General features: G+C 44.2%; 1 protein-coding gene. It reads right to left on the bottom strand.

Going from position 1 to position 928, the window contains the following annotated elements:
• Positions 1-317: hypothetical protein (locus HK20_RS12330; RefSeq protein WP_086647336.1), on the bottom strand; the 317-nt coding region annotated here is incomplete at its 3' end.
• Between the last annotated feature and the right edge of the window lie 611 nt (positions 318-928).

Genomic DNA, 928 nt, shown 5'->3' with positions numbered 1-928 from the left:
GCAGACCAGAACGCCCGCAAGGTAGGAAAATTGCCCCAATTAGGTGGTTCTTCAACTTCTTCAGTAGGACTTATGGCGATCAAAGCAAAGCTTGCATGGTCGATTTCTGCATCATTGCAAGCCAGTAAAGTCTTTAATTCGTTGACTGTTTGCTGTTTGAACAGCAGGTCATGACCTTGCGGTGCATTTTCAATAACTTCTGCCAATGTATCGCCAAAAATATCAGCATCCTCGCCGAAAGAACTGGCACCCAGATTTTTTATACGCGGGAATATGTCGTGAATATCATTATTTGTACATTCTAGCAGTTTGGCCATAGTAAACTAACCCATTGTGTTTTTTTGATAATTGTAACGCGAATATACCGTGCAAGTCTTACGCTGACGATTATCTTTTTCAATGACAGCAGTTTCCCTTTCAGAGGTATTTTGGTCAAGCACCATTTCCGCTCCATCTTTGGTATTCTTGAGTCAGGTATCAATCTTGGAAGCGTTATTTGTAAGTGTTTTGTGAATAATCCGTTAAGCCGCGGCCTGTGTAGTAAAGTATGAAAATACTGGAAGTTTTTAATTTGCAATCCGACGTTTAATATATTCGTCGCTGAGAGCGACGTGTTTTCGTAGTATATGGCTCCCTACCTTGAGATTATGCGGTAGTGATTCATTACGGTCGCCATTAAATCTCTTCTGCCAGTGATGTGAGATGAGATTCTGGTTGGCGCCTGATCTGGCTGGCTGAGACGCGTAAGGTGAAGGACGGTGGAAATGTTCCCAAGTGTGATGTCAGCATGCCTGAAGGTCAGCCGGTATGCATCTGTAGATGCCACGCGAATGACCCGCCTTTACATATCTGAGTCAATCTCTTTTCCCGCTTGTACCTCGGGGTCATTTTCAAAACTGTGGAGGGTGGCAGACCAGAACGCCCGCAA

It is taken from the genome of Acetobacter sp. DsW_54 (assembly GCF_002153575.1).
Classification (GTDB): domain Bacteria; phylum Pseudomonadota; class Alphaproteobacteria; order Acetobacterales; family Acetobacteraceae; genus Acetobacter; species Acetobacter fabarum.
The sequence above is the reverse complement of the archived record's forward strand: the minus strand, read 5'-3'. Positions and strand labels throughout refer to the sequence as shown.